The sequence below is a fragment of the Idiomarina sp. 29L genome (assembly GCF_004123135.1).
Lineage (GTDB): Bacteria > Pseudomonadota > Gammaproteobacteria > Enterobacterales > Alteromonadaceae > Idiomarina.
Genome location: NZ_SDJS01000001.1, coordinates 726651 through 753524 on the forward strand (window position 1 = coordinate 726651; position 26874 = coordinate 753524).

General features: G+C 47.4%; 30 protein-coding genes. 14 read left to right on the top strand and 16 right to left on the bottom strand.

Features of this window, described 5'->3' with window-relative positions:
* Window positions 1-4: 4 nt before the first annotated feature.
* On the top strand, window positions 5-1813 hold the full coding sequence (locus EST55_RS03530; RefSeq protein WP_129496521.1) for a DUF885 domain-containing protein: 1809 nt from the start codon (window positions 5-7) through the stop codon (window positions 1811-1813).
* On the opposite strand, the gene EST55_RS03535 is transcribed toward EST55_RS03530, so the two are convergent.
* Genes EST55_RS03535 through EST55_RS03550 form a run of 4 tightly spaced genes read right to left on the bottom strand, consistent with a single transcriptional unit; the run spans window position 1810 to window position 7185 of the window.
* Window positions 1810-3198, bottom strand: coding sequence for a phospholipase D family protein (locus EST55_RS03535; protein WP_129496522.1), 1389 nt, complete (start codon window positions 3196-3198; stop codon window positions 1810-1812). The two genes, EST55_RS03530 and EST55_RS03535, sit on opposite strands and share 4 nt — an antisense overlap.
* The gene (locus tag EST55_RS03540) at window positions 3195-4364 is read right to left on the bottom strand and encodes a VWA domain-containing protein (RefSeq protein WP_129496523.1); all 1170 of its coding nucleotides are present in this window, start codon (window positions 4362-4364) and stop codon (window positions 3195-3197) included. Before EST55_RS03540 ends, EST55_RS03535 begins: the two co-directional genes overlap by 4 nt.
* A gap of 5 nt (window positions 4365-4369) precedes the next feature.
* Window positions 4370-5203 carry a MoxR family ATPase gene (locus EST55_RS03545; RefSeq protein WP_100691984.1) on the bottom strand — a complete coding sequence of 278 codons (834 nt, stop codon included), beginning with the start codon at window positions 5201-5203 and terminating at the stop codon, window positions 4370-4372.
* Between the two features lie 44 nt (window positions 5204-5247).
* Window positions 5248-7185 (bottom strand): PAS domain-containing hybrid sensor histidine kinase/response regulator, encoded by a 1938-nt coding sequence (locus EST55_RS03550; protein ID WP_100691983.1) that lies wholly within the window; start codon window positions 7183-7185, stop codon window positions 5248-5250.
* Window positions 7186-7204: 19 nt separating this feature from the next.
* Between EST55_RS03550 and EST55_RS03555 the strand changes: the two genes are divergently transcribed.
* Window positions 7205-7750 carry a hypothetical protein gene (locus EST55_RS03555; protein WP_240665230.1) on the top strand — a complete coding sequence of 182 codons (546 nt, stop codon included), beginning with the start codon at window positions 7205-7207 and terminating at the stop codon, window positions 7748-7750.
* Window positions 7751-7762: 12 nt separating this feature from the next.
* Here the strand turns inward: EST55_RS03555 and EST55_RS03560 are convergent, their stop codons facing one another.
* Window positions 7763-8830 carry an alpha/beta hydrolase gene (locus tag EST55_RS03560; protein WP_129496524.1) on the bottom strand — a complete coding sequence of 356 codons (1068 nt, stop codon included), beginning with the start codon at window positions 8828-8830 and terminating at the stop codon, window positions 7763-7765.
* A 15-nt stretch (window positions 8831-8845) separates the two neighbouring features.
* Complete coding sequence (locus EST55_RS03565) at window positions 8846-9169, bottom strand: DUF3392 domain-containing protein (protein ID WP_100691980.1); 324 nt, start codon at window positions 9167-9169, stop codon at window positions 8846-8848.
* A gap of 120 nt (window positions 9170-9289) precedes the next feature.
* Between EST55_RS03565 and xthA the strand changes: the two genes are divergently transcribed.
* Window positions 9290-10099 (top strand): exodeoxyribonuclease III, encoded by an 810-nt coding sequence (xthA, locus tag EST55_RS03570; protein ID WP_129496525.1) that lies wholly within the window; start codon window positions 9290-9292, stop codon window positions 10097-10099.
* Between the two features lie 2 nt (window positions 10100-10101).
* Here xthA and yfbV read toward each other — a convergent pair whose 3' ends face one another.
* Complete coding sequence (yfbV, locus tag EST55_RS03575; RefSeq protein WP_100691978.1) at window positions 10102-10536, bottom strand: terminus macrodomain insulation protein YfbV; 435 nt, start codon at window positions 10534-10536, stop codon at window positions 10102-10104.
* Window positions 10537-10675: 139 nt separating this feature from the next.
* On the opposite strand from yfbV, the gene EST55_RS03580 reads away from it, so the two are divergent.
* Genes EST55_RS03580 through EST55_RS12320 form a run of 5 tightly spaced genes read left to right on the top strand, consistent with a single transcriptional unit; the run spans window position 10676 to window position 13547 of the window.
* Window positions 10676-11230, top strand: a complete 555-nt coding sequence (locus tag EST55_RS03580; protein ID WP_157803493.1) for a PTS glucose transporter subunit IIA — start codon at window positions 10676-10678, stop codon at window positions 11228-11230.
* Between the two features lie 7 nt (window positions 11231-11237).
* Window positions 11238-11582 (top strand): Spx/MgsR family RNA polymerase-binding regulatory protein, encoded by a 345-nt coding sequence (locus tag EST55_RS03585; RefSeq protein WP_100691976.1) that lies wholly within the window; start codon window positions 11238-11240, stop codon window positions 11580-11582.
* Entirely contained in the window at window positions 11579-12709 is a 1131-nt protein-coding gene (gene dapE, locus EST55_RS03590; protein ID WP_129496526.1) for a succinyl-diaminopimelate desuccinylase, read from the top strand. The genes EST55_RS03585 and dapE overlap by 4 nt, the downstream gene beginning before the upstream one ends.
* Window positions 12703-13413, top strand: coding sequence for a M15 family metallopeptidase (locus EST55_RS03595; RefSeq protein WP_129496527.1), 711 nt, complete (start codon window positions 12703-12705; stop codon window positions 13411-13413). The genes dapE and EST55_RS03595 overlap by 7 nt, the downstream gene beginning before the upstream one ends.
* A gap of 35 nt (window positions 13414-13448) precedes the next feature.
* Window positions 13449-13547, top strand: coding sequence for a hypothetical protein (locus tag EST55_RS12320; RefSeq protein ID WP_240665238.1), 99 nt, complete (start codon window positions 13449-13451; stop codon window positions 13545-13547).
* Here EST55_RS12320 and purC read toward each other — a convergent pair.
* From purC to dapA, 3 genes are read right to left on the bottom strand one after another with little or no spacing between them, the layout of a single operon-like run.
* Window positions 13544-14254: a phosphoribosylaminoimidazolesuccinocarboxamide synthase gene (gene purC, locus EST55_RS03605; protein WP_088768028.1), complete on the bottom strand. Its 711-nt coding sequence runs from the start codon at window positions 14252-14254 to the stop codon at window positions 13544-13546. The two genes, EST55_RS12320 and purC, sit on opposite strands and share 4 nt — an antisense overlap.
* 22 nt (window positions 14255-14276) lie before the next feature.
* Window positions 14277-15362: an outer membrane protein assembly factor BamC gene (gene bamC / locus EST55_RS03610; protein ID WP_129496529.1), complete on the bottom strand. Its 1086-nt coding sequence runs from the start codon at window positions 15360-15362 to the stop codon at window positions 14277-14279.
* Window positions 15362-16252, bottom strand: a complete 891-nt coding sequence (dapA, locus tag EST55_RS03615; protein ID WP_100691972.1) for a 4-hydroxy-tetrahydrodipicolinate synthase — start codon at window positions 16250-16252, stop codon at window positions 15362-15364. The genes bamC and dapA overlap by 1 nt, the downstream gene beginning before the upstream one ends.
* A 186-nt stretch (window positions 16253-16438) precedes the next feature.
* On the opposite strand from dapA, the gene bcp reads away from it, so the two are divergent.
* On the top strand, window positions 16439-16906 hold the full coding sequence (gene bcp, locus EST55_RS03620) for a thioredoxin-dependent thiol peroxidase (RefSeq protein ID WP_129496530.1): 468 nt from the start codon (window positions 16439-16441) through the stop codon (window positions 16904-16906).
* Window positions 16907-16939: 33 nt separating this feature from the next.
* Here the strand turns inward: bcp and EST55_RS03625 are convergent, their stop codons facing one another.
* Window positions 16940-18034, bottom strand: coding sequence for an AI-2E family transporter (locus EST55_RS03625; RefSeq protein WP_129496531.1), 1095 nt, complete (start codon window positions 18032-18034; stop codon window positions 16940-16942).
* Window positions 18035-18186: 152 nt separating this feature from the next.
* Here EST55_RS03625 and EST55_RS03630 point away from each other — a divergent pair, with 152 nt between their 5' ends.
* A complete protein-coding gene (locus EST55_RS03630; protein ID WP_129496532.1) occupies window positions 18187-19638 on the top strand; it encodes a M48 family metalloprotease in 1452 nt (483 codons plus the stop codon).
* Window positions 19639-19640: 2 nt separating this feature from the next.
* On the opposite strand, the gene EST55_RS03635 is transcribed toward EST55_RS03630, so the two are convergent.
* A complete protein-coding gene (locus tag EST55_RS03635; protein ID WP_129496533.1) occupies window positions 19641-20087 on the bottom strand; it encodes a TlpA disulfide reductase family protein in 447 nt (148 codons plus the stop codon).
* Window positions 20088-20145: 58 nt separating this feature from the next.
* On the opposite strand from EST55_RS03635, the gene arsC reads away from it, so the two are divergent.
* The 3 genes from arsC to EST55_RS03650 are packed head-to-tail and all read left to right on the top strand — an operon-like array spanning window position 20146 to window position 21449.
* Entirely contained in the window at window positions 20146-20493 is a 348-nt protein-coding gene (gene arsC, locus EST55_RS03640) for an arsenate reductase (glutaredoxin) (RefSeq protein ID WP_088768021.1), read from the top strand.
* Window positions 20493-21050, top strand: coding sequence for an NAD(P)H:quinone oxidoreductase (gene wrbA / locus EST55_RS03645; protein WP_100691966.1), 558 nt, complete (start codon window positions 20493-20495; stop codon window positions 21048-21050). The genes arsC and wrbA overlap by 1 nt, the downstream gene beginning before the upstream one ends.
* Window positions 21051-21059: 9 nt before the next feature.
* Entirely contained in the window at window positions 21060-21449 is a 390-nt protein-coding gene (locus EST55_RS03650) for a DUF2069 domain-containing protein (protein ID WP_129496534.1), read from the top strand.
* Here the strand turns inward: EST55_RS03650 and hda are convergent.
* The gene (gene hda, locus EST55_RS03655) at window positions 21446-22177 is read right to left on the bottom strand and encodes a DnaA regulatory inactivator Hda (protein ID WP_240665231.1); all 732 of its coding nucleotides are present in this window, start codon (window positions 22175-22177) and stop codon (window positions 21446-21448) included. The two genes, EST55_RS03650 and hda, sit on opposite strands and share 4 nt — an antisense overlap.
* Window positions 22159-23244: a DUF2066 domain-containing protein gene (locus EST55_RS03660; RefSeq protein WP_129496535.1), complete on the bottom strand. Its 1086-nt coding sequence runs from the start codon at window positions 23242-23244 to the stop codon at window positions 22159-22161. The genes hda and EST55_RS03660 overlap by 19 nt, the downstream gene beginning before the upstream one ends.
* A 152-nt stretch (window positions 23245-23396) precedes the next feature.
* Here EST55_RS03660 and EST55_RS03665 point away from each other — a divergent pair, with 152 nt between their 5' ends.
* Window positions 23397-24695, top strand: coding sequence for an MFS transporter (locus EST55_RS03665; protein ID WP_088768016.1), 1299 nt, complete (start codon window positions 23397-23399; stop codon window positions 24693-24695).
* A gap of 8 nt (window positions 24696-24703) precedes the next feature.
* Here the strand turns inward: EST55_RS03665 and pgm are convergent, their stop codons facing one another.
* Together pgm and seqA are read right to left on the bottom strand one after the other, a co-directional pair.
* Window positions 24704-26344 (bottom strand): phosphoglucomutase (alpha-D-glucose-1,6-bisphosphate-dependent), encoded by a 1641-nt coding sequence (gene pgm, locus EST55_RS03670; RefSeq protein ID WP_129496536.1) that lies wholly within the window; start codon window positions 26342-26344, stop codon window positions 24704-24706.
* The gene (seqA, locus tag EST55_RS03675; RefSeq protein ID WP_100691961.1) at window positions 26344-26832 is read right to left on the bottom strand and encodes a replication initiation negative regulator SeqA; all 489 of its coding nucleotides are present in this window, start codon (window positions 26830-26832) and stop codon (window positions 26344-26346) included. The genes pgm and seqA overlap by 1 nt, the downstream gene beginning before the upstream one ends.
* Between the last annotated feature and the right edge of the window lie 42 nt (window positions 26833-26874).

The following is a 26874-nucleotide window of genomic DNA, read 5'->3' on the forward strand; positions in this document are numbered from 1 at the left end:
AACGATGAAAAAGACACTGATTGCGGTTTCTATTTCTTTACTTCTAGGCGGTTGTGGCGAAGCGACAAACAACTCAGGCTCGGAAAACGCCGGTTCCGTTATTAAGCAATCGTCCGTCTCTGAACAGCTTGATGCCATTTACAACGACTACTTTGAGCAGAACCTGAAGCTTAACCCGCTACTAGCGACATACATTGGCGACAAGCGCTATAACGACCTGCTGCCCAATTACTTGTCCGAACAACACATTGAAAAGCAACGTAAGTTAAACCAACGCTTCCTGGATAAAATATCCGGCATTAATGCCGAGCAACTCTCACGCAGCCAACGCATCAGCTACGACATTTTCAAACGTAAAATGGAGTTAGAGCTTGAAGGGCTGCAGTACCCGGAGCACCTTATTCCAATTAACCAGTTTTATAATCTGGCGGGTCGTTTAGCCATGCTGGGATCCGGTGAGTCGGCGCAACCGTTTAAAACGGTTCAGGACTATGAAAATTGGGCCTCGCGAATGGAACAAATTCCGCGCCTATTCGAGCAAGCCATTGCCAACATGAAAAAAGGCGTGGAGAAAGACATTGTTCAACCGCGCGTATTAATTGAAAAGGCCATACCGCAAATTACGGCACATATTGATAATAATGTGGAGAACACTCTCTTTTGGACGCCCATAGCCAATATGCCTGAGACTATTTCAGGCTCAGAAGCAGAGGCAATAAAGCAGCGCTATAAACAGGTATTAAGCGATGCCGTAATACCTGCCTACAAAATGTTAGCCACTTATTTGGAAGATGACTATTTACCTCATACTCGCACCGAAACTTTCGGTCTTGGCCAATTACCCGGCGGCGATGCCTGGTACCAACATAAGATAGAGGCCAATACGTCAACGCAACTTAACGCCGACCGCATTCATAAAATAGGAAAAAGCGAAGTGGCGCGCATTCATTCACAAATGCGAGACATTATGGAGGAAATTGAATTCGACGGTGACCTGTCACAATTCTTTGACTTTATGACCAACGACCCTCAGTTTATTTACGAAAGTCGTGAAGCAATGGTCGAGGACTACCGAGCATTACGCAGCACAGTTGATGAACGTGTTAGTAAGCTTTTCAATATTTTTCCGAAAGCCGACTACGAAGTCAGAAAAGTTGAAGAATTTCGTGAGCAGTCAGCCAGTTCAGGTTCTTATCAATCAGCGCCTGCAGATGAGTCACGCCCGGCAATATTTTACCTGAACACCTATGATTTAGGGTCACGCCCTAACTGGGCCAAAACCGCCCTGTTTTTGCATGAAGCAGCGCCGGGTCACCACTTCCAAATTTCCATTCAACAGGAGCTTGAAGACTTACCCGAGTTTCGTAAGTACGGTCGAGAAACCGCTTATACCGAGGGCTGGGGACTGTATTCTGAGGCACTCGGTTACGATTTAGGCCTATACGATGACCCATACCAACGCTTTGGCCAACTCGCTGCTGAATTGTGGCGCTCTATTCGATTAGTTGTCGATACCGGTATTCATTCCAAAGGCTGGTCGCGTCAGCAAGTGCTCGACTACATGTACGAAAATGCACCAGTTGCCGAAGCACGTGCTGTTTCGGAAGCAGAACGTTTCATGGCATTACCAGGGCAAGCACTGGCCTATAAAGTGGGTGAACTAAAAATCAGCGAGTTACGCCGCCGTGCCGAAAGCAAACTCGGCGACAAATTTGATATTAAGGCGTTTCACCGGGTCATTTTAGAAGACGGCGCTGTGCCACTTGTCATTCTGGAACAAAAAGTCAGACGCTGGATAGCCGAACGGCTTTAGAGTAAATGGTCCACCGGCAGACGCGCAGTCAACCAAACCGTTAAGCGTCTGCCAATACCAGCGCCGGGCTCTTTATAGAGCTTTTGCGCCGGAATTTGGCTTTTATCCAACCAATACAGTTTATAAAAACGGTTCAATCTTGCTTCATAAGCACGCATAGGAAGCTCATGATCAAACATTGAGTTAATACGCTGTGCCATAGCGACCGACTCAATAATAATTCCGGATTCTGTATTGATCTGCGCTGATCGTGGATCGAAATTAAATGAACCTACGAAGACTTTGCTGCCGTCTACAGTAACTGTTTTGGCATGCAGACTTGACGCAGAGCGGCGAAAGTAAGGTTTCATGTCTTTTCGTAGTTTTTTCTCTTCCGTTCGGCGTAACTCAAACAATTTAATGCCTGCCAACAACAAACGACGACGACGGCGCTGATATCCTGCATGCACGGCCGGCACGTCGGTAACGGCTAATGAGTTTGTCAAAACACGTACTTCAACACCTTGCTCAGCTAAGCTTTCTAATTCTTTTACACCGGTTGCCGTGGGGACAAAATATGGCGAGACTAACAAGATAGACTGAGTCGCAGAGCCGATGGTTTTGGCTATTTGCTGCGTTAACGAACGTTTAGGTTTTGAGGTCAAGTCCGCTTTTAAGGGGTCATCACTGACGACCTGCGCTGATGCTGAAAATTCAGGCAATGCTTTGGTATCATCATTTAACTGTTCGTCCGACAACACATACTTGTTTAAATCTTGCGTTTCCGGCTTGGACTCAAACACTTTCCATATTTCTTCAAACAGTCGACTGCGATGAGTTCGCTTTATCAAACCAACCGATTTAGACAGAGCGCATTGCCAATAATGACGCCAATCTTCCAGCACTTTAGCGACCACCGGACCTCGGGCAATAACATCCAAATCAGAAAAAAGCTGACCGGCATGAGTTCCGAAGTACTCATCACCAACGTTACGCCCGCCCACTATCGCTATTTGCTGGTCAATAACCAACGCCTTGTTATGCATACGTCGGTTCATACGCTTGAAATCGGTCAGCCAATTCACCCAGCGCCAGCGACGATGTCGAAACGGATTGAAAAACTTCACGTTAAAGTTGCTACGGCGGGATAAGTCACGCAACAATGGTTCTATGGGTCTGCTGTGATGATCATCCAGCAGTAAGTCGACAGTCACTCCCCGTTCTACCGCATTCAGCAGTTCCTTCAAGAGGGTTAACCCACTGGTGTCCGGCCGCCACAGGTAGTATTGCATCGCAATATGTTTCTTTGCGGAACGCAGCAATTTCACCCGCTCGATCAACGCCTGGTGCGCATCTGACAGCAGCTGAAACTGACTTACCTGTGCAACGTTAACCTTTGATGTCATCGTAGCTTTTCCATCGCCTCTTCAAGTCCTTCAATGGTCAGCGGGTACATGCGACCAGCCATTAAGTCGTTAATCATTTGAACCGACATATAGTACTGCCAGTATTGTTTAGGTTGCGGATTCAGCCAAGCCACTTTATCAAAATGTCGAGTTAAACGCTCCAGCCATGCCTGGCCCGGCTCTTCATTCCAGTGCTCGACACTGCCGCCCGGGTAAGCTATTTCGTACGGGCCCATGGTGGCATCCCCCACAAACAACAGCTTATAATCCTCACCGTACGTTTGTATCAGCTGTTGGGTCGGAATTTGCTCTTCCCGGCGGCGACTGCTCGCGCGCCATACCCCTTCGTACACGCAGTTATGAAAATAAAACAGTTCTAAATGCTTAAACTCATTTTTCAATGCGGTAAATAGCTGTTCACATTGATAAATGTAGTCATCCATTGAGCCGCCAACATCCAACAGCAATATAATTTTAACGGCATTGTGACGCTCTGCCCGCCACTTTAAATCAAGTAAACCGCCTTTTCTTGACGTTGCAGCAATGGTTTCATCCAAATCAAGCTCTGATGCGGCGCCGGTGCGAGCAAACTGCCTGAGTTTACGCAACGCGACCTGAAACCCTCGTTGCTCTAATCTGGCATTTCGATCTAAGTCTTTAAATTCACGCCTGTCCCAGACCTTGGAGGCACTGCGATTACGATTGCCCTCCTGACCAATGCGAATACCGCCAGGGTGATATCCATAAGCGCCAAACGGAGACGTGCCCCCGGTACCTATCCATTTTGAGCCACCCTGATGCCGTTTTTGCTGCTCTTTCAAGCGTTCATGAAAGGTGTTAATCAACTCTTCCAAACTGCCCAGCTGCTGAATTTTCTGCTTTTCTTCTTCACTGAGCTCTCGCTTTAACGCGTTTTCAAGCCAGTCGTTCGGGATTTTTTCAGCAACATCAGTTTTTGACACCTTTTCGACGTACTCGCCGAACGCCCGGTCAAACTTATCGTAGTAAGACTCGTCTTTTACCAGTATTAATCGCGACAAATGGTAAAACTGATCAACATCAGCAAACGATAAATTAGCTTTCATGGCCGCCAGTAAATCCAGCCATTCGGTAATGCTGGTTTTTAAACCATGACGTCGTAATGTTTGGAAAAACTCAACAAACATGGCAACTACCGGCGTTTCATGCGGGCAAGTTCAGTGACTCGTTCAATGTCCTGCTCGTGTTTCAATAACGCCCCAGACAACGGTAAGAGGTCGCCAGTTTGCTGACTTTGCTGTAATTGTTCAGCATTGATATCTTCCGTCAGCAGCAGGCGCAGCCAGTCGAGCAACTCAGACGTTGACGGTTTTTTCTTAAGCCCCGGCACTTCACGCAAGTCAAAAAATAGCGACAAAGCCGCATCTATCAGCTCTTTTTGGATGTCCGGATAATGCACATCGACAATTTGTTTTAGCGTTGCCTCATCAGGGAACTGAATATAATGGAAGAAACAGCGTCTCAGAAACGCATCCGGCAACGCTTTTTCGTTGTTAGAGGTGATGAGTACAATCGGTCGCACCCTGGCCTTAACCTGCTCGCCAGTTTCATAAACATGAAAAGCCATTTGGTCCAACTCATGCAGTAGGTCGTTAGGAAACTCCACGTCGGCTTTATCAATTTCATCAATTAACAGCACAGGACGTCTGTCAGCGGTAAATGCCTGCCACAACTTTCCCGGGCGAATATAGTTGCTAATATCGTGAACCTTGTCGCTGCCTAACTGGCTGTCGCGCAAACGTGATACTGCATCGTATTCATACAGCCCTTGCTGAGCTTTGGTCGTTGATTTGATAGACCATGTTAGTAATTCGGTATTTAAAGCATCGGCCAACTCTTCAGCCAAACGTGTTTTTCCGGTACCTGGCTCGCCTTTTAATAGTAAAGGCTTCTCCAATGTTACTGCTGCATTGACGGCTGTCGCCAGCTCTTTAGATACGACGTAAGAACGACTGTTAAACTCCATTCGGCGATCCTATTATCTGTTCTGACTTAAAAGTGATGCACATACTATCGCAAACGTTTGTGCAAGTGCGAGTTCTGACGAGCTTCGTAACGCTTAAGGGCCTGCGCAATATCCATTTTAACAAAGGGTTTAGTGACATAATCATCCATACCGGCGTTCATCGCTTGCTTGCGTGTTTCCGGGAAAGCATCCGCGGTTAGCGCCACGATATAAGGTTGCCTAATATTCATCCCCCGCAATTTCTGTGTCGCCTGCATCCCATCAATCCCCGGCATGTGTACATCCATAAAGAGTGCATCGTACGAATGTGTCGCAAACAATTTAAACGCCTGCTTAGCATCACTGACAATTTCCACTTTTTGCCCTAGCGATCTCAGCATTTCTTTAATAATTAATTGGTTAACTCTATTGTCATCAACAACCAACACCCGGTGCGTGGATAAATTCGGTAACTCTTTTTTAAGCGCATGAGCACTAGCCCCACTTTGTGTTCTCATGGGCAGTTCAACAGTAAAGCAAGACCCCTCACCCGGCACGCTATCCACTCTGATGGTGCCATCAAGCAATTGCACAAGGCTACGAACAATAGCCAGACCCAAACCACTACCACCTTTTGGCCTGTTCAGTCCGTATTGTTCCTGCTCGAACAATTGCCAAATACGTTGTGTATCTTCTATGCCCAAGCCGGTATCTTTAACTTCTATAATGAGTTCGCCCGCATAACTCGACTCTTCGTTCCAGCGAGCCGAAAGACTAATTTCACCGGTTTCAGTAAACTTCATCGCATTGTTAACCAAGTTACTGACAACCTGAGCTGTACGCGACTGATCCATCTGTGTCACTGCCGGAATGTCATCGGCTATATTCAAAGTAAACTTGACGCCCTTATCGGTTATTGGCTTTTCAAATAAGTGCGCAATGTGTTCAAGCACTTTTTTCGGTGAGTGAGAGCCCAGTACCAGCTTTAACTGTCCTTCTTCTGCTTTGGTCAAGTCCAGAATGTCGTTCAAGGTGGTCAGCAGGTAATCGCCACTGTCTTTTATCGTCTCGACCAGCTCACTTTGCTTACTATCAAGCTCAGACGCTTCCAAAACCGAAGTCACGCCCAAAATTCCGTGCAGCGGTGTTCTTATTTCATGAGACATATTCGCCAAAAACACATTTTTAGCGTGCGCTGCGCGTTTGGCATCAAGCTCTGACCGTTTTTGCTCGGTCAAGTCAGTAACCGTTCCGGTGAAACGTGTCGCTCTGCCATTTTCGTCGTGCTCTATAACCTTCCCCCGGTCCAATACATACACCCAGCTGCCGTTTCTGTGGCGAATACGGTGTTCGCTCTCGTAATAAGGCGTTACCCCGTCAAGATGATTTTTAATCGACTCCCACACCCGCTCATAATCGTCCGGATGCAAAATACTGGACCAGTTGGCTACGTGCGCTTCCAGCTCGTGTAACTCCCACCCAAACATCTGCGCCCAGCGTTCGTTATACAGAGTCACACCGGTTTGCGGGTTCCACTCCCAGGTACCTAAGCGTGTTGCATCCAATAGCAGCTTTAAGCGGTTGCGTTCTGTTTCTAACGCCAGTTCTAATTGTTTACGCTCAGTAATATCAATAAGGTAACCGTACAAGTAATTAATGCCATTATCATCGGTCATCACAACCGTAGTATCAGACACCCAAATGTCGTGTCCCTGTGCATGCTTCAAACGATAGTCTTCATGCGTAATAGACTCGCCTGATTCAAGGCTTGTAAGCCGTTCAACTTCTTTCAAAACCCGTGGCAAATCTTCCTCGTGCACCAGTGACTTATACTCAATTTCCCGGCTTACCAGCCGGCTTTTAGGATAGCCCAATAAAGATTCAACGTTGTCAGAAACAAATAACACCGGCCAGCCGGGCACGTCTTCCCAGATAAAAAGACTCAGCCGCGTCCCTGCGTTCAACAGTGCAGCAAGGTTATCGTTTGAAATTGGCGTTTTCATGAAAGCGAGAATAGTCCTTATGAGTCAGGCAGTTTGCCCACTGAAAAACATAGTGTACACTGACGCCAACAATAACATAAATAACCAATTCCGGATGAGTCAGGCGAACGTCAACGAATGGCAAAATGCACTATTACAACAGGTTGATCAGCTCATTGAGCTGGCCAAAACTCGCCTGCCCGCTAAAAACAAACCCACAGTTCGCGGTCCTGAATACTGGCAGCGCTTTGCTAAACACCACTACGTGCGAGCAGCCGATTTAATGAAAGAGGGTCAGGCGTTTGAAGCCGCTAAGCATTTCCGCCGCGCCGCACTGTTCGGACACAGCAAAGCCATGCTGTATTTGGGGCAAATGTTTATGCAAGGCCGCGATTTACCGCACAGCACTTTTCACGCGTGTTGCTGGCTGACATTAGCTGAAAATGCGGGTGAGGAAGGCGCAAGTGAACTGCTGCAGTCACTGATCCACCAATTAACAGCGAAGCAACTTAATAGCGCCCGGCGCCTAGCCGCAGAGCGTTTTGAGCAGTTATGCGATGCCAGTTTTGACACTCATGGACTCTAAGCTAGCAATACACTACGGCGTCCACAGCTTTACTTTTTCTCTTAACGTGCCGTTTTCTACCCAGTCTTGTAATTGGTCACCCATTCGACGTCCAGCGTCAATTGCTTTACGCCAGTAGTTCATCCGTGTTTCTGCATCTAAATTAGCAAAGTCGGTTCTATCCGGAATTTTTCCGTAAGGTAACGATTTTATAAACGCTTCTGACGGACTAATAAAAATGACATTAGGCCACTTCTTGCCAGTAGTCCGACGCCAGGTAAGTCGTTTATCGAACCAGCCCGGAATAACGTCGCGATTAAAGTGCGGGTATAGCACCAAACCGTCGACATTGCTGAAGTCGAGATCGAAGTGGTAGTCAGTGACACCGCCGTCACGGTAAATGCCTTTAGGCGCACCAGGAATGTCCTTAACTCCATCGAGCACTAAAGGAATTGAGCCAGTCGCCAAAATAGCGGGCTGGAAGTTCTCCTGGCTCAAAGCAACCCGAGTGGTGGGCAAATCATTCCAGTCTCTCGTAAATGCTGCGTCAGAGTCCGGGTGATGGAAAATAACACGTTCATAATAACGCCCTAGCCAACGTCGATTAATGCCATTAGCTATCGCCGAGTTTAGCAACCCAACAATTTGGCGCCGTGATTCGGATGCGGTCCAGCCACGACAACGAGCCACTATGAAATGGTGCCGAAACGCCGACTGCCCCAATATCTCTTCAACGGCTTTGTCAGAAATGTATTTATCGAGCAGTATTTTGGCTTCGCTGGTAATTTCCGCTCGGTCCGGCTTTTCACTGTAGGTTTGTGTGCTGTACAACTGACAAAACAAATCACTGGCAGCGACGGGATCGTGCTGACCAAGCGCAGCAAAACGCCAAGCGCCTGCCGACGTTCCCAGCGTATTCAACGGTTTGTCATTGCCTTTAAAAAAGTCACCAAACATCCAGCGGTCGATGCCCTGCAACACAAACCACTTTGGCCCGCCAGAGGCCCCCAACAACAAGCCTATGTCGTCAGCGGTAAGTTGTTTTTCCTGAATGTGCTGATACGCGTGCGCACCGGCCTTAATATCTATCCAGTCGCTCATACTACTGTCCCTGATTTATAGTTGTTTTTTCCGTTCGGCAAGAATACCCAGTAAAAAGACAATGCCTATAGCACTGACGGCAACAAATTGAAGCGGTATTTGATGCAGCCAGCTGGCTAAAACCGGCGTAAACCAAACTAGCAACCAACCATAACCAAAGGCACACACCACCACAAATACTAAAGTTCTGAGTATGAAATGCCAATGCGCCACCTGGCGTTTTACCATTTTATTAATTTCATTACCGTAAATGACCAGCAACGTGGCCACAATCATCATCGCAATTTCATAAAAATGCGGACGAATCATCATTCCTAAATTATTAAGTAGCTGCTGCACGTCTTATTCTCCCTACCTAACGCCCGCTCGAGTATACGAATTTTCTTATATTTTCGCATCCCAAGTTTTTCCCGGCTTATGTTATGCTTTTGGCAAAATAGCATGACGACAGGACATTTAATGAAAGTAATCTCATTCAATATCAACGGCATTCGCGCACGTTTGCACCAGCTTCAGGCCGTTATCGATAAACACCAGCCTGATATCATCGGCCTTCAAGAAACCAAAGTTCATGACGACCAATTTCCTCTGGCTGACGTCGAGGCAATGGGTTACCACGTCATTTATCACGGCCAAAAGGGTCACTATGGCGTCGCTATGCTCAGTAAAAAGCCATTGGAAAACCCACAGTTCGGCTATCCAACGGACGACGAAGATGCACAGCGCCGTATGATTATGGGTGACTACCCACTCGATAGTGGTCAACGCGTGCGCGTATTGAATGGTTACTTTCCACAGGGAGAAAGTCGTGACCATCCCACCAAGTTCCCGGCAAAAGAGAAGTTTTATCAGGATTTAATGAATTACCTGAATACAGAGCTTTCTGCCGACGACCCGGTGATTGTTATGGGCGATATGAACATTTCGCGTATTGATCATGACATTGGTATTGGCGACAACAATGCCAAGCGATGGCTGCGAACCGGCAAATGCAGCTTCTTACCAGAGGAGCGCGAGTGGATTCAAACACTGATGAACTGGGGCTTTCAGGATACTTACCGTTTGCTGAACCCGGACACGGACAACGAATTTAGCTGGTTTGACTATCGTTCTCGTGGTTTTGACGACAATCGCGGTCTGCGCATTGACTTAATCTTAGCCACCGAGTGCCTGGCAAAAAAATGCGAAGACACTGGTATTGACTACGAGTTAAGAGGTATTGAAAAACCGTCAGATCACGCACCGGTTTGGTCGACTTTCAAGGTTTAACGTTAATGCTCATGCGGCGGGAGCTGATCAAGTGCCTGCCGCAACACAATCGCTAAGTCCATATACCGAGGCGCTTTGTTATTGGCCGTTTTAACCGCAATGCCTTGCGCCTCAAGCTTCTTCCTAAGTTCAAAATACCAACGTTTCAGCTGCGGCTTCAGCTGTTGTTGTGAACGCCAACCTAACCAATAGATTCCCTGCAAGGGTAAACTCAACATGATCAGTGACAGCATAATACCGGTTGCCAGCTGTTCCTGCGGCAAAAACTGCCAAGTTAACACCGCATTAATCACCGCTATGCCGGGCACCCACTTTACCCCTTTGCGGGTCATAGGAATCACCCTGGATTCCGTCATTGCCGCCACCACAGAGTGGTGAGGCCATTTTTCGGAATAGGCTTTTCCGTCACGAAGTGTTTGAAAAAACGATTGACTCAACTGGATAACTCCTGAAAACGCTGCATAAATGATCAATTTACTGATTGCTGTACGATATTCAACCTCTAGAAATAACCCTTATTTTTCATTAACTTGCACTGTTACAACCGTGTAGTGCACAAAGATATCCACAGATAATGTGGATACAGTTGATAAGCTACCCGTGCTTTGTCACTATACTCTTAAAATTAACACCATAAGAGGCTCAAACCCAGTGCCCCAACCTCAGCTTCCATTGATATACGCACCAATAACCGGGCGGGTTCAGTTAGCTCATTCAACCTCAGCTATTGCCGGAAGCGAACTGCTTGGCAGTGGTCTGCAACTCAGCATAACAGGCAGTACCTTGTATGCGCCAGTATCTGGCGAATTACTGCACTTAAGCCAGAGCGGCGATTACATTGCCATTAAAATCAACGAACATTTTTCTTTGCAGCTCATTTGGGGCTCTGGCGAACAATACCTGACGCATGATGCTCTAAAAGTGCTCTGTCGACACGCTAAACAAGTGGAGCAAGGCACACCGTTAATGTCTGTAAATTTACCCCGGCTACGCAGTTTACCCCAGTCACACCAGGGGCTAAGCGTGTTATTATCGGCATTAACTGAACAAGCTTGTGAATTACCGATACACTGGCAACAAACGGGACGTGTTGTAGCCAATGAAACCTGTCTAAATGAAGAACCGGAGTAAAATTAGAATGTTGACCATTTACGGAATTAAAAACTGTGACACTGTTAAAAAATCGCTGAAGTGGTTAGATAAGCACAGCGTTAACTATCAGTTTATTGATGTTCGTGAGCAACCACTGCAAAAAGAAACGGTTCTGAATTGGCTGAGCGAATTACCCGCCGACCGACTAATTAATAAGCGCAGCACCAGTTGGCGTAACCTATCAGATGACCAGAAAACGCTAAGCAATCATGACGCGTTAGCGGAATTAGTCGCTGAACAACCGACGTTATTCAAACGCCCGCTAGTAAAAGACAACGAAGGCTATCACTGCGGATTTAAAGAAACCGAGTGGAGTGACCGCTACTTATGAGCTCAGAAACACTTTCGTTAGCCAAAGAGCTCATTGCCCGCCCTTCAGTCACACCAGAAGACGAAGGTTGCCAGCAAGTCATAGGCGAACGCCTGGCGGCACTAGGCTTTGAATTGGAAACCATGGTGTTTGAAGACACCACCAATTTGTGGGCCCGTCGAGGTCAGGGTCGTAAGGTGTTTTGCTTTGCCGGACACACCGATGTAGTGCCACCAGGTGATGTTAATGACTGGCAATTTCCGCCGTTTGAACCCACTATCCATGATGGCTATTTATATGGTCGCGGTGCTGCCGACATGAAAGGCAGTTTAGCCGCCATGGTTACGGCGACTGAAGCGTTTATCACAAAATATCCCGATGTTGATGCCGACATCGCTTTTCTTATTACCAGTGACGAGGAAGGCCCCTTTATTAACGGCACCAAACGAGTCGTCGAGACCTTGCAAGAGCGTAATGAACCAATTGAATGGTGTATTGTTGGTGAGCCGTCGAGTACGGAAAAGCTCGGTGATGTGGTTAAAAACGGGCGTCGTGGCAGCCTAACCGGTGACTTAACGGTGTTTGGTATTCAGGGACATGTTGCTTATCCACACCTGGCTGAAAATCCGGTGCATAACGTTGCTCCTGCGCTAACTGACCTGGTCAACGAGCAATGGGACGAAGGCAACGCCAGTTTCCCACCCACCACCTTTCAGGTATCTAATATCAACGCTGGAACCGGGGCAGGTAACGTCATACCAGGTCGCATTGACACTCAATTTAACTTTCGCTTTTCCACCGAGGTCACGGCTGAAGAGTTGAAGCAGCGCACTGAAGCAATCCTGGATAAGCATCAATTAAAATACTCACTAAAATGGAAACTTAACGGTCCACCTTTTTTAACCGAGTCGGGCAGCTTAATCGAAGCGGTCACCCAAGCGATAGCGACTGAATGCGGTTTCGAGACAGAGTTATCAACTGGCGGAGGCACCTCTGACGGCCGTTTTATTGCACCAACCGGGGCACAGCTTGTCGAGCTGGGACCGGTTAACGCCACCATTCACAAAGTCAATGAACGGGTGAAGGCAGACGACTTAGACAAACTCAGTACTGTTTATCTGCGTTGTATGGAGAATTTACTGTGTTAAGTCTCAGGCACATTACCGGAGCCACCGAATCGCATTTAATTGACATAGAAAGCCAACGTTTGGAAGAGCAGACCGCCCGAGCCTACATGAAGCTTAAGCAGGCGGCCTTAGGTAACGGGGTTGATATCCGTATTGCGTCAGGTTTTCGTTCACTAGACCGCCAGCTGTCGATATGGAACCGAAAATGGCGAGGCGAGTTGAGTTTACGCGATAAAAATGGCGAGATTATTGACGTTAATGCCTTGAACGACATTGAAAAACTGTGGGCAATACTGCATTGGTCAGCGCTGCCCGGTGGTAGTCGTCATCACTGGGGAAGCGACCTCGACGTATACGACCCACGCCCTTTTGATGCTGACAAAAGCCTTAAACTGGAGTTGGTGCCAGGCGAATACGTCAATGAGTCCGGACCTTGCTATACTTTGTGGCAATGGCTAACACAACATGCCCATGAATACGGCTTCTTCTTTCCTTATGCCCGTTATCAGGGCGGTGTTGCACAAGAGCCCTGGCATTTAAGTTACCGGCCAGTGTCTAGTCAGTGTCTCAAGCTGCTGTCATTGGACGCTCTGGAAGCCACTATTAGTGCACTCGATATTGAAGGCAAACCGTGTATTCTGGATAACTTGCCAACGATAAAAAAACAATATATCGATACAATAACAGAGGATGAGGGATGGACGAACATCTGGTGTGGTTACTAATCGCCCTAGTCATAGGCGTAATTGTCAGTAATCTGATGGTCTTAAAATACAGTGCTAAATTTAAATGGCCCGGTACAAAGTCGTCAGAGAAAAAAGACGACTCTGAAACGGACCATAACGATAAGCCGGATTAAATATCTGCGCCTAATCGCTTAGCGACTTCCCGGTAAGCTTCGACGACACCACCAAGACCTTGGCGGAAACGATCCTTATCGAGCTTTTCACGAGTCTCTGCGTCCCACAAACGACAACCATCAGGACTGAACTCGTCACCTAACATGATTTCGCCGTTGAACACACCAAATTCCAGCTTGTAGTCGACCAATAGCAGACCTGCATCGGCAAATAGCTTTTTCAGAACATCGTTGACTTTAAACGTCAGTTCTTTCATTTTTTCAATTTGCTCAGCCTTAGCCCAACCGAATGCCTGAATGTGGTATTCGTTTATCATTGGATCGTGCAATGCGTCATTTTTCAGGAAAAACTCGAAGGTCGGCGGGTTCAACTCCATCCCCTCTTTAACGCCTAAACGTTTAACCAAAGAGCCCGCAGCGTAGTTGCGCACCACACATTCGACCGGAATCATGTCGAGCTTTTTCACCACCGATTCGGTGTCACTGATACATTCATCCAACTGAGTTGGAATTCCTGCTTCTTCCAGCTTGCTCATAATAAAGTGGTTAAACTTATTGTTCACCTTGCCTTTGTCGGCAAGCTGCTCAACCTTTTCACCGTCAAAAGCCGATGTATCGTTACGAAACTCCAGAATAAGACGATCTGGATCATCGGTGTGGTAAACCGTTTTCGCCTTACCCCGGTACAACTCACTGCGCTTTTCCATTGATTATTTCACTCGCACTTAATTACAGTTTACTTTGCTGTTTAACAGCTGCTCGGAAGTTTTCGTAAATGCTTTCCAGCCATTGCTTAGAGACCATTGTATCATCTTGATAGACACGTACAGCAGTATTATCTCCAGACTCAAGCAATCTAAACTCGTATTCGCCTTCTTCAATATCCAACGCTTCGTAGTCATCGCCACCAATAAACAAGAAGCCGCTGTCAGGCTCGCTGTAGCTGACAAAATAGGTGCCAGTTTCACGGTTTAAATCTTCCACTTCAAAGCCTATGCTTTGTAGCGCCAAGTTCACTAATGGCCATGCTTGTTCAAAGTCGTCTTCAACCAACAGTATATTCTCTCCGGCATCAGACTGAATTAACTGCGTATCAATGCCTTCGGCCTTCATTTGCGCGACCGCTTGCTGCTGTTTACGGTTCACTTCAGAAATAAATACATTCAACAGTTCCGTTTCAAGATTATTTCTGACAACAGGCGCAACGTCTACCGTGCGACCATCGACACGTTGAGTAAAGTCATCAATTGCTACTCGCAGCGACGTTGTACGCTTATGCGATTCAGTTTCCTGAATAATTTCGTAACGGAAAGTACGCTCCTGCAGTTGATCTTCCTCACCACCAAAGCCAAGGAAACCACCTTCACCGTCTAGTGTCTGTTGAAGACTCATGGTTTCTGTTAGCCAATGACCTTTACTCTGCACTTCATAGCTAATACCGCGGCGCTCAAGTACGGTTTTAACCGCCGCTTCTACAAATTCCGTCACAGAATCACCCATACCTTCGACAATATCGAAATACACGCGTGTTTCTGTTTCAGTTTCAAGTACGCGGCTACCTAAGCCTAACGGACGCACTTGCTGAGGAGCCGTAATATTAACGCGCTGACCAAGCGGCGCATTTTTCACGTCGGTTTGAGGGACAACGTATTCGGAATCTCGTTCAGGACGTTCAAGATCGCCGGGCAGCGTCAATGTATCAGTCGGTTGAATATTGACGTAATCAAAACCACCACTGGCTCTTTCTCTATCCGCCGCGGAACAACCAGCCAGCGTTGCTGCGGTTAGTGCCAGGGCAAGGTAGGACAATTTCATTATGACTCCTGAGTATTTATAAGGTTAGCTTTTTCCAACACCGCTTCGATAATGGCTTGGTTAGCCTCTTCTGGTGGAGTTAAGGGGAGACGATAATTAGCACTACACCATCCCATGAGCGCTAACGCCCACTTTACTGGTATAGGGTTCGACTCAATAAAGAGCATTTCATGTAAGGGGGCAAGTTGCTCATCAATTTTATTTGCCGTATCTGTATCACCATTTACCGCGGCATCGACCATCGCTTTGATCTGCTCAGGTGCAATGTTGGCGGTAACACTGATAACACCATGGCCCCCTGCAAACATGAACTCACGAGACGTCGGGTCGTCGCCACTTAATAAAATAAAGTCGTCGCCGCAGCGCTTTTTCAGCTCAGCAACTCGACTGACATCACCGGTCGCTTCTTTCACACCGACAATACCAGGGATTTGTGCCAGCTTTTCGATAATATCCGGCGTCATGTCCGAGCAGGTTCTACCCGGTACGTTATAAAGGATTTGAGGTTTATCAGTGACATCGGCACAGGCCTCGAAGTGCGCTATCAGCCCGGCCATAGAAGGCTTATTGTAATAAGGAGTGACATTTAAAAAGCCATCAACGCCGGCTTGAGTCATCTTTTCAGTCAATTGCACGGCTTCACTGGTTGAGTTAGAGCCGTTCCCGGCAATAACGCTAATACGCCCAGCGCTCAGCTCCACTACTGCATTGACCACATTAATATGCTCTTCGTGGGTTAACGTCGTTGACTCGCCGGTTGTTCCCACGGCAACAATAGCGTCGGTTCCTGCTTTTATATGTTGTTCTACCAGAAACTCAAGTTCGCTGTAGTCCACATTACCGTATTTGGTAAAAGGAGTGACCAGTGCAACGATACTGCCTTTCAGCATACCTTCTCCAAGTCCTTAATTTTGGGCACCAATGTTAATGCCAGCCCTAACGAAACACAAGAGATAGGAACGTATCTTAGTCAGAAGGTTCCGTAAACCGAAGAAAAACCGGACTAAGCTTTCCTAACGTATAAGCTGTTGGTTAAGATACCCCTATTCATTTACTGGAAGACTAAGGAGACAGTCATGAATACATTACAAGCGGGCGACAAAGCGCCTGAGTTCACGCTACTAGACGCAAATGAAAACGAAGTATCGTTAAAAGACTTACTGAAAGAGCATCGTGTACTGGTTTACTTTTACCCGAAAGCCATGACACCAGGCTGTACCGTGCAGGCACAAAACCTGCGAGATCAACGCGATGAGCTGGCAAAGCATAACGTTGTTTCCGTGGGTATTAGCCCTGACGCACCTAAACGTTTAGCTAAGTTCACTGAACGTGACGAATTGAACTTCACCTTGCTTAGCGATGAGGATCATAAAGTCGCCGAAGATTTCGGTGTTTGGGGTCTAAAGAAATTTATGGGCAAAGAATACGACGGCATTCATCGTATTAGCTTTTTGGTTGAACAAGACGGAACCATTTCAAAGGTCTTCAATAAGTTCAAAACCAAAGAACACCATGACGTGGTCTTAGATCACCTGAGAGGCTAAGTTCGACCGCATTAAACAAAAAAGCCTCGTCCATTATGACGAGGCTTTTTTTGTTTCTTCTGCTGGTGACTCTATACCGCTCGCTCCAGTATCCCATGCAGTAATGACCGCCTTGACCAGACTTGCCAACGGAATAGCAAAGAACACGCCCCAGAACCCCCAAATACCACCGAATATCAATACCGCAGCGATAATATAGACCGGGTTTAGGCTAACGGCTTCGGAGAATAGCAGAGGTACTAATAAATTACCGTCAAGCGCCTGGATAACGAGATAAGCAACCGTCACCCACACAAACGGTGCCGTAGGCCCAAACTGGAACAATGCTACTAACACAACGGGAATAGTGACCACCGCCGCACCAATGTAAGGAATAAGCACCGAAAAGCCGACCAAAATAGCTAATAGCAAGGCGTACTGAAGCCCAAACAGACTGAAAGTCACAAAAGACACTATCGCAACCACGATTATTTCAATCACTTTACCGCGAATATAATTCATGATTTGCAGATTCATTTCCTGCCCAACCTGAGTAATAAGCGCGCGGTTAGATGGCAATAGCTTACTGAAATTAGCCATTAGCACGTCGCGATCTTTCAGCATGAAGAAAATAAGCAAGGGTACGACAATTAAATACACCAGCATCGCCATCAGGTTTACCAAGGACGTCAGCGACACGGTCACCAAACTTTCCCCAAAGCCAACAACACGGTTTTTCAGAGACTGCGTCAGCTCATTAATTTGGCTTTCATCAATAACGCTTGGAAACATTTCCGGCAGTTTATGCAGCCATATCTGTAAGTTGCCTATCATATTTGGCAATTCTTGAATAAGAGTCATACTTTGCTGCCAAATTACCGGAACCAGTGTTAACAGCACAGTAATGGCCAGCGCCAGAAACGCCACAAACGTAATAACAGTCGCGCTTAGGCGGGACATGCCCATATACATGAGGCGGGTTACCGGCCAGTCTAGTAAGTAAGCCAGCGCAATAGCAACAATCAGCGGCGCCAGTAAGTTACCAAACAGAACAATGACAACGACTGTCACCACCAGCAACAGGAATAAGGTGACTGCGTTAGGATCGGCAAACTTACGTTGATACCACTGCTTTATGTAATCAAACATGAACTGTTATCTCCCGGAGATTCTTACAAGGATAATATCAGTCCTTGCAATCTTTCCATAACCCCATAGAGTAAAAAGGAACTAAAGATGAGAAAATCACTCTTATCAGTGACAAAACCTGAGTATTTGTAACTTCATTAATTGAGTCGTCGATGTATAAAACGTTGCTAAAAACTTTGCTGCCTGCTGTTGTCGCTGTTACTACCTTTTTTACTGCATATGCATACGGCGCACAAGACAGCCGCAGACTTCCGGAAATAGGCACAACCGGTGCAGCCTTTCTGAGTATTGAACGCGAACAAGTGGTTGGCGACTTTTACATGCGTCAGGTAAGAGCACAAGCCCCCATTCTTTACGATCCGGTACTTGATAGCTACTTAAGCAACCTGGGACAACGTTTGGTTCGTCACAGCAGCGGCGTCAAATATCCCTTTAACTTTTTCTGGATACGTAATAAGCAAATTAATGCATTCGCCTTTATGGGTGGGTATGTCGGTGTTCATACGGGACTTATAGAAGAAGCTCGCACCGAGTCAGAACTTGCTGCCGTATTGGGACACGAAGTGGCTCACGTAACGCAGCGCCACATTGTTCGGCGCATGCAGGAGCAGCAACAAAATATGCCTATGACCATTGCCGGTGTTATTGGCTCCATTCTATTAGGTATGGCAAATCCAGAAGCCGGTATGGCCGGTCTGTATACCACACTGGGTGCTACCAGCCAGTCACAAATTAATTACACACGACTTTATGAAAAAGAAGCGGACCGTATTGGCTTATCGGTGTTGCTGGCAGCCGGCTTTGATCCGATGGGGGCACCCGACTTTTTCGGCCGCTTGGCGGAGAAATACCGCTACGTCAGCAAACCTCCTGAAATGTTAATGACGCACCCGCTGCCTGAGTCCCGTATTGCCGATACCCGTGCGCGCGCTGAATCTATGCGCCGTGTCGACGTTAAGCCGAGTCTTGAATTTGCTCTGGCTAAGGCACGTGTACAAGCGCGTTACACCCAAAACCCTTCCGTATCCGATTTTCAGGATATGGCTGAAAGTAACAACCCAGTTACGCAACGCGCTGGTGCTTACGGCTTGGCTATTATTGCTTTGGATCGCGGTCAGTTAAATACCGCCTCAGAGCACATGGAAGCGCTGCTCCGGGACGACCCCAGCAACCCATTTTATATTGACGTTCAAACCGATATTTTACTGGGGCAGGAAAACTATCAATACGTTATGGATTGGTTAGAAAGCAAATACATTCGTCAGCCAACCGAACCGGTTATTACCATTAACTTCGCTAATGCGGCACTTACCTCCGGTAACGGTAAATTGGCTGAAAAGCTGTTGCGCGAATTTCTGCTGCAAAATCCGAATCACCCACTCGCGCTGGACTTACTGACCCGAGTCTATGAAAAAAGCGGCAAGCGAGCAGCCATGTATGAAACACGTGCTGAAGCGTTGGCATTAAGAGGGAATTTCTCACTGGCCATTAACCAGCTGCATACAGCGCATAACCACACCGACAATGACGTCACCCGTAAGCGCATCAATGCCCGTATCGATCAGCTACGAGCAATGGAAAACCAAGCCCGCAACATGATGTAACTTTATTCGGCACCCACAGCGTTATTAAGCGAGTCCAGCGTCTGCTCGCCCATTAGAGGGCCATCGACACTGCCATCAGCCCGAATCACGTAAGTTGCCGGCAACATATTGGGACGCTCAAAAGGGAAAGCAGGAGCAGGCTGAGTTAACACGAGCGGAAACTCTATGCCGTGCTTTTCTTTCAATGCAGCTAAGTCTTCATTCGACATTGGATCAAAACTCACACCAATCAGTTCGACATTATCAGTTTTTTGGTGATGAAACTCGTTAAGCTCCGGCAATTCCCTTAAACAAGGCGCACACCACTCGGCAAAATAATTCACCACGACTGTCTTTCCATTCATCGACGACCAGTCGTAGGTTTTTCCATTATCAGTCGTGACATTGGCCTGCTCAGAGCAGCCCAACAGCATAAAAGAAGCAGCGAAAGCGATGACCGCGAGTTTCATTCTTAACCCCGTTTAGTTAGTATTAGTGGATTACGAGAGACTACAAGGTACGACAAAAATGAGCGAAGTAACAATTTATCATAACCCACGTTGTTCAAAATCAAGACAAACCCTTGAGCTTCTCAAAGAGAAGTCTATTGAACCAGAAGTTGTCGAATACCTCAAAACCCCGCCAAACGCTGCGGAGTTGAAGGACATTTTAAATAAACTTGGTCTTTCTGCAGACGAACTGATGCGCAAAAAGGAAGCTATCTATAAGGAGCTTGGGCTCGCCGGCGTCAGCGACGAAAACGAATTGATAACGGCCATGGTCAATAACCCTAAACTCATTGAGCGCCCTATAGTCATAAAAGGCGACAAAGCCGCAATTGGTCGTCCCCCTGAATCTGTGCTGGATATTCTTTAATGACGCAAGTTTTAATCCTCTATTACAGCCGCGGTGGCGCAACTCAGCAGTTGGCCGATGCCATTGCAGAAGGCGTTGCCAGTGCAGGCGGAGAGGCATTGCTGAGAACGGTTAATACCGCCAGTGACGCCGCCAGTGAGCGTGATTTAGAGGTCAACACAAAAGACCTTGAGCAGTGCGATGCACTTATTCTCGGCAGCCCGACACGATTCGGGCATATGGCTTCTGGTTTACAGAAATTTTGGGAAAGCACCTCAGCACAATGGCTGTCAGCAACGTTAGCCGACAAGCCAGGCGCGGTGTTTACCTCGTCCAGTTCATTGCATGGCGGCCAGGAGTCAACGTTACTGAGCCTTGCTTTGCCATTGTTGCATCATGGCATGCTATTAGTCGGCCTGCCCTACTCTGAACCGGCATTACACCAAACGGATTCCGGCGGGTCACCTTATGGTGCCAGCCATGTTGACCATTCCGGCAAGCTCACCGACCACGAACGTCAATTGGCTGTTGCTCTGGGTAAACGCGTTGCCTCTGCCGCTCAAAAGTTAATGTCTTAGGATTGATAAATGCCAAAATCGCCACAGTTTTATCGAGTATTAACTCATTTATGTTACTGGCCACTACTGATTTTAGTATTGCTTTGGCACAGCCTGCCCGATTCCGCGCCGGCTTCTTTACCCACAATCTTATCTTTATTGTTTTGGGTATTGCCATTGTTATTTCCGTTACCCGGCCTTATTCGAGGTAAGCCTTACACTCACGCCTGGGCTAACTTCATTTTAATGCTGTATTTTTTACATGCGTTAACCACCCTGTGGACCCATCCTGATGAACGCATCTGGGCGGCATTAGAGCTACTTTTTGCAGTAGGCGCATTCATTGGGGCAACAGGATTCGCGCGCTATAAAGGACGTGAATTAGGCTTGGGCCTAAAAAAACTGAAAGATCAGGACTAAACGGAGAGGACTTTTTTAATAAAAGGAATGGTTAACCGGCGTTGATAAGTAATCGACGCCTTATCCAGCTCATTCAGCGTGCTCATCAACTCTCGCATCGAGCGGCCTAAGCGTTGAATCATAAAAGCCGCTACATCATCCGGTAACTCAAGCCCTCGGAACTGCGCCCTTAACGACAACACCTGAGCTTTGTCCTTATCAGTTAGTGGCTGCAGTTGAAAGGCGGTTGCCCATTGAAAACGAGACTGTAAGTCCGGCAAACTTACCGCGGTTTTTAACGCCGATTGTTTCGCCGTCATCACCAGCCGACTGTATTCGCTATCGGTCACTCGGTTAATCAGTGTAAATAATTCATAACACCAGCTTTCGTCCTCAGTCACCCTATCGATGTCATCCAGGCAGATAATACTGGCTTGCTCAGCACCTTGCAGCACCGCCGCTGGCTCTACGTCACTCAATTCTTTTAAGGGAAGGTAAAAAACACGACTGGTTTCAGAAGAGGCACCGACTAAGCTATGCAATAAGTGGCTTTTACCAACGCCCTCAGGACCCGAAAGCCAGGTCAGTTGCTCGTTTACGTTCAATGGCGCTTGCTTTTCCGGCAGCACTCGCAGCCATTTTAGAGCAGTACGGTTATCGCCCTCATGAAACGTCTCAAAGGTTTCATCGTCAGGAAGTTGAACGGCTAATGGCAACTGCTGCGGCGGCATTAATTGTCCCCACGCCATTCATAAGTTTGCACCTGGTTTTCACTCATACTCACAAACGGCCCCATGTCTCGAATCTGCAAGCGACCATCAAGATTTATCGCCTGAATAACATGATCGAGCGAACCGTTAATAACAATGTCGAACTCAGACAGATCCTGCGAATAGTGCTTTAAGGCAACATCCTCAACCGACACAACACTTCTCAGAAACGATTCCAGTGCTAAAACGTGCTGAAGCTTATTCAACCCTTCTACTTTTATAGTCATAGTTTGACTGACGCTGTCCTCTGACGCCGTGACACTGTATATGGAAGACAGTTTAGCCATCAGCTGTTGCATAAGCGGCTCCGCCAGCCAGTCTTTACTGGTCGCTGAAACCTGACCGTATAAGCGTTTGTCACCGACCTCTACCGACCAGTCCAGCTGCCATGGCTCTTCACTTTCAGCATTATGGGTGATTTTTCCAACGAAAATACCGTCAGTACCATAGCGCTTGGATGTGTCTTTTATTGGTTGCATAAATCGCGCCCAAACATCCATAGCGGAAATAGTAAAAGAGTCCGTTAAATCCATTAACGGCCGACGAATAGGCAAACTGAATTGACGCGAATAGAATTCAAGCTGCTGTTCAAAAACCGATTGCCCAAAGCTGTCCAAAATAACGCGACGTCCGTCGTCATTCTCAGCTGCTATCCACATTAAAAGCTCTGGCCGGCGACTGCCCCAATAAGGTAACTGGTGTTCTGCCAACAACGAACGAATTTTCGTACCATCAAACGTCGCGCTTAATGTACGCTGCCCCTGATTGTCACTATAGCCATACTGAATCAGGTAATTGCCGACACTACGTAATGCTCGCTCAACAGCTTCATGCTCAATAGATTCCGGTTGTCCGGTTACTTTCAAAATAACCCGTTCAAAGGCTTCCCGAATGGCTTGCTGGCGATGGGCGTTGCTTTGTGAAGCAACTTCCACCTCTGCCGAGTACAGGTTATCAACCAGCTTTGCCTGAGCAGCGCCGTTGTATAGCATTGTCAGCAATGTAATTGACGCAATAAACGCAAAGCGACTTAGCAACCGTGACATGACATCATCCTAATGAGACTTTGAGAGCATATTAAACAGCCAAAACCAGAACAGCAAGTAACAACTTGTGGATAAGCTTGTGGGAATCTTCCCTATGAAAAAAAGGCAACTGACGCTATTATTGCCCTAAATTCAAAAACAGCGGTAAAGACATGTTAAAACAACAACTTCGGGGAATCAGCTCACTGCTTACCAGCATCAGTCTCATTGGTGTTGTAGTAGGGATGACCAGTACCCTGTTAAGTTTACGTGCCACTATTGAGGACTTCGGCACACTGGTAACCGGTTTTATCATGTCAGCCTATTTCATTGGCTACCTGTTTGGGTCAACCCGTGCCCCTAAAGACATTCGTCGTGTTGGCTATATCCGATCGTTAGGTGGCCTAGCGGCACTCGCAGCAGCAAGTATCTTAGTCCAGGCAATTTGGGTAGACCCTATTGTTTGGTTTGTTATGCGCTTCATCACCGGCTTTGCTATCTCCGGCATTTTTGTGATTGTAGAAAGCTGGTTGAATACCATGGCCGACAACAAAAGCCGCGGCACGCTGCTTTCTATCTATTTAGTCATTATTTACAGCGGCTTAATTGCCGGTCAGCTCATACTGGGCGTTGCCGATCCGGCAGGCTTTGTCGCCTTTGCTATTGTGGCCCTACTCATTAACTTGGCGCTTATCCCTATTTTGGTCAGCGTAACTGTTGAACCGACCACTCATGAAAACAAAAAAGTACCGGTTTCCCTGTTATTAAAAACGGTTCCGTTAGGGGTGGTAAACGCCTTTATCATGCAAGCCTGCTACGCAATGTTCTACGGTATTGGTCCCATGTACGCGTCTTATATTGGCTTGAGTGTCTTCCAAATTACTCTATTTATGGCGGCCTTTATTTTGGGCGGACTTATATCACAAACGCCTTTCGGCTTGCTGTCTGACCGCATTGATCGCCGTTTCGTTATTGCCATTTGTGCCGCTGGTGGTACCGCTATAGCTGTACTGCTTTCTCAGCTTGGCGCCTCTAACGCTATTTTAATTTACATAGCCGTTGGGCTGTTGGGCGCCTTTATCTTGCCGCTTTACTCGCTCGGCATGGCACACACCAATGACTATCTGGAAAAAGATCAAATGGTTGGGGCCACTGGAGCCATTATCAAAATTGGTGGCGCGGGCTCTATCATTGGGGCACCAGCCGTTGCCGCACTTATGCAGTTTGGCGCAATTAATTTCTTCTTCTTATTGTTGGCCAGTCTTACCGCTCTGGTGTGCTTGTATACGCTGTACCGCGTCACTCGCCGCGCAAAAGCAGAAGACCAGTTGCACAGCAACTTTGCTATTTTGGCTCCGTCACAAACCTCTGACGAGCTACTGACCTCAATGGCGGAAGAAGCGCCTGAAAGTCCAGAAGAGGACGAGGAAGAAGAGGATAGCGAAATCGAAAGTAACGCTATCCTCCGCTAGTCGGAAGGTTATTTTGTAGCCAGTAAGTCGTTGACCCATTCAGCGGCTTGCTGGAGTATCGCGTCTAAATGCTCGTCACTGACAAAGCTCTCAGCGTAGATCTTATAAACCGGCTCAGTGCCTGACGGTCGCGCTGCAAACCAACCGTTCTCTGTGGTCACTTTAATGCCGCCAAACTGTGCGTCGTTCCCTTTGGCTTTGGTGGTAATATCGGTCACGGCTTCGCCAGCAAGCTCCGGTAACTTCACTTTATAGGCACGGATACCTTTAAAGCCCTGGTTCATTTCAGTAGACGACGCGGTGTCAACGCGGCGATAAAAAGACGTACCATGCAGCTCGCACAATTCATCATAGTACTGACTGGGGTTTTTGCCGGTGGTTGCCAGAATTTCAGCGGCCAGCAAGGCTAAAACAATGCCGTCTTTGTCGGTTGTCCAGGTATCACCGTTGCGATCCAACATGGTTGCCCCGGCACTTTCCTCGCCCGCAAACGCAATGCTCTGGTTGGCTAATCCTTCTGCGAACCATTTAAAACCAACCGGTACTTCCGTCAGGTTACGGTCATTCGCAGCAACAACGCGGTCAATCATTGCGCTGGATACCAGCGTCTTACCAATAGCGGCCTCGGCAGCCCACGAGCGGTGTTTACACAAATAATCGATAGCGACCGATAAATAATGGTTCGGATTCATTAAGCCATGTGTTGGGGTCACAATACCGTGGCGGTCATAGTCCGGGTCGTTGCCCATGGCTAAGTCGTATTTGTCTTTTAGCTCCAGCAACGAAGCCATGGCATGAGGTGACGAGCAGTCCATACGAATTTTCTCGTCTTTGTCGAGCGACATAAAAGAAAAAGTGGCATCCACTACCGCATTTTTCACGTCGATATTCAGGCCATAATGCTCAGCAATTTGCAGCCAGTATTTTGCGCCGGAGCCGCCCATCGCATCAACGCCAAGCGTTAAGTTAGCTTTGCCAATTGCGTCCATATCAACGCAGTCAGTTAAATGCTCAATGTAGTCTTTACGCCAATCCACAAATGTCAGCGCGGGATGCTCGAGAACATCTTCGCTTTCGCACGTGTTCACGCCAATAAGACCGGATGACAGCAGCGCGTTCGCATATTTTTCAATCGCTCTTGTGGCCTCGCCACCAGCAGGCCCGCCGTGAGGAGGGTTATATTTGAAGCCGCCGTCTTGTGGCGGATTATGCGACGGCGTGATAACCACACCATCGGCCTTTGCACTGTTTTTCTTATTCCACTGAATGACCGCGCGACTCAGCACCGGAGTTGGCGTATAGTCGTGCTCTGCCTGAACATGCACTTCCAGACCATTACCTAAAAACACATCCAGCGCACTTAAGTAAGCCGACTCTGACAGCGCGTGCGTGTCTTTGGCCACCAATATCGGTCCGGTAATGTCCTGCTCTTCACGGTAGGCACAAATCGCTTGTGCTATCGCTAAAATATGCGCTTCGTTAAATGAGCGCTTCAGTGAGCTGCCACGGTGTCCGGACGTTCCAAAGCTGACTTTCTGGTCAGCTTTACGAGCGTCAGGTTCGTACACATAGTAAGCACTGGTCAACTGTGCAATATTGGTTAAATCACTAGCTTGCGCCAACTGCCCGGCGCGCGATGAATGTGCCATTATAAAAAATCCCTTATTTTTTCTGCATCGGCAGAGCTGTAGCCTAATGCTTTTGCTACCTGCGTCAGCATTGATTTTTTCTTGGTCGTATTGGTGTTGGTTATCACCCAAAACGGCGCATCGGGTATTTGCTTAGGATTGGTGCTGTTACCGGTGCTCAGCAGCGCGTCTTCACTGCGCGCAAAGTACTGACGGTCACGACCACGTATGTTCAGCACCTCCGCAAAACGGTCACTGTGACTTTTGTACAGCATGCTTAATATGTATAAAAAGCGGGCAACCACACTTTTTTGAATACGCACGTCCTGCTCATTTAAGCGATTAAACACGTTATCAACTTTCGCCTTTTCCGGCTTGGAAGGCACAGGCTTACTGGCCTTTTCAACATCCAGTAAACGCCGCAAAATATCGGAAGCGCTCTCACCAATTTCCTGAGTGTGGCTTGCTATGTAGGTGTACAAATCGTCGTCAATGTCTATCCGTTTCATTATTTATGACCGACCTCTAATAAACCATTAGGTATGGCTTTG